4 protein-coding genes are annotated in these 4,777 nt (G+C 39.3%); all 4 read left to right on the forward strand.

Features of this window, described 5'->3' with window-relative positions:
- A partial coding sequence (locus tag RQ907_RS07635; protein WP_311492778.1) for a phosphoribosylformylglycinamidine synthase subunit PurQ occupies positions 1 to 2,435 on the forward strand: 2,435 nt, incomplete at its 5' end.
- A gap of 20 nt (positions 2,436 to 2,455) precedes the next feature.
- The gene (purF, locus tag RQ907_RS07640) at positions 2,456 to 3,871 is read left to right on the forward strand and encodes an amidophosphoribosyltransferase (protein WP_311492779.1); all 1,416 of its coding nucleotides are present in this window, start codon (positions 2,456 to 2,458) and stop codon (positions 3,869 to 3,871) included.
- Positions 3,868 to 4,080 carry a hypothetical protein gene (locus RQ907_RS07645; protein WP_311492780.1) on the forward strand — a complete coding sequence of 71 codons (213 nt, stop codon included), beginning with the start codon at positions 3,868 to 3,870 and terminating at the stop codon, positions 4,078 to 4,080. The genes purF and RQ907_RS07645 overlap by 4 nt, the downstream gene beginning before the upstream one ends.
- The coding region (gene purM / locus RQ907_RS07650) for a phosphoribosylformylglycinamidine cyclo-ligase (RefSeq protein WP_311492781.1) at positions 4,052 to 4,777 on the forward strand (726 nt) is incomplete at its 3' end. The genes RQ907_RS07645 and purM, both read left to right, overlap by 29 nt.

Here is a 4,777-nt window from a genome sequence, read left to right on the forward strand (position 1 = left end):
CCATGGAAGTTGGAGCAGTTGTTGGCGCTGTAAAAGATGGCGATTATAAGAGAGAAGAACTAGTTCCTGGTGATATAGTTGTCATGATTGGCGGTAGAACCGGCCGTGATGGCATCCAAGGTGCATCAGGATCTTCTGTAATCCACAATGACTCATCCTTAACAACAGCATCTAGCCAGGTCCAAAAGGGTAATCCTGTTGAGGAAAGAAAAATCCAAAGACTTTTCAGGAAACCAGAAGTAACAAAGCTTATTAAAAAATCAAACGACTTCGGAGCTGGTGGCGTATCTGTAGCCATAGGTGAGCTTTCTGAAGGTATTGAAATTTTCCTTGATAGGGTCAAAACAAAATATAAGGGACTTAATCCTACAGAAATAGCCATTTCCGAATCCCAAGAAAGAATGGCGGTAGGTATAGATAAAAATGACTATGAGGCCTTTGTAAAAGAGTGTGAAAAAGAAAATCTCGAATACGTCCATGTTGCAAACATAACAGACAGAAATCGTCTTGAAATGTATTACGAAGGTGAAAAAATTGTAGACTTTGGCGCAGAATTTTTGGCAACAGCGGGAGTCAGAAAACATGCTAAGGCAGATTTAGTCGATAAGGTAAGAGAAAATCCATTTGTAGGAAAAGAAGTGATCAAAGAAGCGATTTTAGATGAGCTAAAAGATTTAAACATCACCAACCAAAAGGGATTGGTTTCAATGTTTGACTCATCTGTTGGTGCCCAAACTGTAATGATGCCTTTTGCAGGCAAGGAAAGGATAACTCCTGTCCAAGCCTCAGTTGCAGCCATTCCTACACTTTATTCTACACCAGATACTGCAACCATCCTAGCCTACGGTTTTATCCCAAAAATATCAAAATATTCACCATTTTTATCAAGCATTTACGCAGTTTTAGAATCTGTGGCAAAAGTTTATGCTGTTGGTGGAAATAGAGAGTCCTTGTACTTCTCCTTCCAAGAATATTTTGAAAAACTCCTAGATGACCCAGAAAAATGGGGCAAGGTCACCCAAGCCATGCTAGGTTCAATCATAGCTCAAAGAGAAATCGGCAGACCTTCTATAGGTGGCAAGGACTCCATGTCAGGATCCTTTAATGACCTAAATGTTGTTGAAACTTTGATTTCCTTTGCTTGTACTCCTGTAAAAATCGAAGACGTTATTACTCCAGACCTTAAAAAAGTCGGTAATAAATTATATATAATTGAAATAGAAAAAGACGAAAAAGCTTATCCAAACCTCGCTAAGGCCATGGCAGACTTTGAGAAATTAAATTCTTATATCAAAGATAAGAAAGTCGTATCTGCTTATGTCCAAGACTTTGGATCAGTTACCTCATCTTTAATCAAGATGGCTTTGGGAAATAAATTAGGATTTACTATTGATTATGACAAGGCTCTTGATTTCAATCCATGCTCAATTGTCATAGAAGCTAATCGTGATTTAGACTTTAAGGAAATTGGTAGGGTGAGCGAAGAAATTTCTATAAATGGAATTAAAATCGACCTTGATGAGGCTGAAAAAGCCTATATATCAACCCTTGAAGAAATTTATCCAACCTACTACAACAAAAATGAGGGCAAGGTAGAAAACCTAGTTTCCAAAAAAACTGAAAATGTTTATTACAAGGAAAAAGTTGACGAGGTTAGGGTAGTAATTCCAGTATTTCCTGGAACCAACTCAGAATACGACACTCAAAAGGCTTTTGAAGAGGCGGGCGCTGTTGTAAGTCAAGTTGTCTTTACCAATACAAAATCGGACGACATTGAAAAATCAATCGATGCCTTCGTTAAAGAGATAAAAACATCCCACATCATAGCCTTCCCTGGTGGATTTTCTGCCGGAGATGAGCCAGATGGGTCAGCGAAATTTATAGTAAACATCCTAAAAAATGATAAGGTCAAAGAAGCAATCCATGCCCACCTAGGAGATAAAAAGCTAATCCTAGGCATCTGTAATGGCTTCCAGGCTCTCATCAAATCTGGGCTTTTACCTTATGGAAAGATTTGTGACCTTGACCAAGATGACCTAAGCCTCTTTAGGAATGTTGGCTTTAGGCACATATCAGACACAGCTATCACAAGAGTGGCATCAACTAAGTCACCATGGACCCAAGGTTTTGAAATCGGAGACCTCCATGAATTGGTATTTAGCCACGGAGAAGGAAGATTAGTTGGCAACAAGATTGAAGAATTCAAACATCTTGCAGCCTTCCAATATGTAGACGCCGACGGGGACGCAAGTCTAAACGGCAAGTATAATCCAAATGGATCAGCCCTAGCCATAGAAGGAATGGTAAGTGAAGACGGTCTAATCTTAGGCAAGATGGGCCATTCTGAAAGGTCTTATAAGACTCTTTACAAAACTCAAACCCTAAAGGATAGGCAAGACATATTTAAAAACGGTGTAGAATATTTTACTAGATAAGATTAAAAAAAGGAGTAAGAATGTTTGGAATTTGGAATATAGAAAAGGCCCCAAGTGTTGCCTTTTATGCACTTCACGCTCTTCAACACAGAGGTCAACAGGGTGCAGGAATTGTATCAACAGAAAGAACTAGACTAAGGGGTTATAGGAATGTTGGCCTTTTAGCAGATGTATTTAAAGACAATGGAAAATTAGAAAAAATAGATGGTTCTGCCGCCTTGGGTGCCCTTTGGTACTCAAGTGGAAATTCTACAAACGTTCAAAATATTGAGCCACTCTTATATAAATTTAACGATGGCCACCTTGGTATTGCCATGAATGGTAATTTGAATAATGCCAAATGGCTAAGGGCAGAGCTTGAAGACGAGGGAGCGGTTTTCCACTCAGCAAGCCATGCAGAAATTATTATGCACTTAATTAGGCGTTCTAGAAAAGAAAGTATCGAAGAAAGGTTTAAGGAAGCCTTAAATAAACTAAGAGGTTCATTTTCTGTTATGCTTCTAACTCAAGATGCCCTTTACGGAGCTGTTGACAGACATGCTACAAGGCCACTTGTACTCGGCAAACTTAATGATTCTTATGCTATTGCCTCTGAGTCTTGTGCCCTAAATGTAATTGGAGCTGACTTTTTAAAGGATATTTCAGCAGGGGAAATCATAAAAATTGACGATGCAGGTTATGAGATAGAAAACTTCACACCTGGTTTAAATGTAGCTATCGAATCCATGGAATTTATTTATTTTGCAAGGCCAGACTCAACCATCCTTGGCAAAAACGTCCATATAGTTAGGAAAAATACCGGTAGGGTCTTGGCAAGAGAATATCCTGTGGAGGCTGACATAGTTGTTGGTGTACCAAATTCCTCCCTTTCACTTGCTTCAGGTTATGCAGAAGAAATTGGCCTACCATACGAGATGGGTCTTATCAAAAACCAATACATAGGCAGAACCTTTATCGAGCCTTCCCAACATTTGAGAGATATAGCAGTAAAGATGAAATTATCTGCCCTTTCTGATGTTGTGAGAAATAAGAGGGTAATCCTTCTTGACGATTCAATCGTAAGGGGCACTACATCTAAGAGAATCATTTCCATGCTCAAAAGGGCAGGTGCAAGCGAAGTACACCTAAGGATTGGTTCACCAGAGATTGTATTCCCTTCTTATTCGGGTATAGATATGAAAACTTCTGAGGAATTAATTGCAGCCAACCTTAGCAAAGACGAAGTAAGGGACTTAATCGGGGCTGATAGCTTGGAATTTATTACTGTGGACGGCCTTAAACAAGCAATTGGCTTTGATTTTGATAGTCCAAATAAGGGAATTGCCCTAGATATTTTCACAGGTGACTATGTTGAAGGTCTAGGTAACTATGAGGAAGAATTTAAGGCAGGATTAACAGATATACAAAAACAATATTTAGCAAAGGGGAATAAATGAGCGAGAAATACAAGGCGGCAGGTGTTAGCCTAAATGCCGGCTATGAATCAGTTGAGAGAATAAAAAAACATGTCGAATCCACAAAAAACAAGGGCATGATGGATATGATTGGATCTTTTGGTGGAGCTTTTGACCTTTCTGCCTATGGATTTAAAAATCCAGTTCTTGTAAGCGGAACAGATGGGGTTGGAACCAAACTTAAACTTTGACATGGATAAGCACGATACAATCGGAATTGACGCTGTGGCTATGTGTGTAAATGACATCCTCGCCCAAGGCGCTCTTCCACTTTTCTTTTTAGATTACATTGCCTGTGGCAAAAATGACCCAGCACAAATTGAAGCTATTGTAAAGGGAGTGGCTGATGGTTGTAGGCAGTCGGGTGCTGCTTTAGTAGGCGGAGAAACAGCAGAAATGCCAGGTTTTTATAAGGAAGGCGAGTACGATATAGCGGGTTTTGCTGTTGGTTGTGCAGAAAAAGAAGACTTAATTAATCCAGAAAACACAAAAGCTGGTCAAGCAGTAATTGGCATTCCTTCAACAGGTTTCCACTCAAATGGCTTTTCCCTAATAAGAAAAATCCTAAAGGATGAAAATATAAGTCTTGATGATGACTTTAATGGGGAACCTATTGGCCAAGTTCTTTTAAGACCTACAAAAATTTACGCCAAGGAAGTAAAGACCTTACTTGAAAATGTGAAGGTGGCAGGTATTTCCCACATCACAGGTGGAGGCTTTATAGAAAACCTCCCAAGGGCACTCAAAAAAGGTCTAGGAATGAAAATTTACAGGGATTCCTATGAAGTGCCAGCAATTTTTAAATTTATAGAAGAAAAAGGCAAAATCGACCATGACGAGATGTACCAAGTCTTTAACATGGGGGTTGGCCTTGTTGTAATTGTTGAT

It is taken from the genome of uncultured Anaerococcus sp. (assembly GCF_963510575.1).
Taxonomy (GTDB): Bacteria; Bacillota; Clostridia; order Tissierellales; family Peptoniphilaceae; genus Anaerococcus.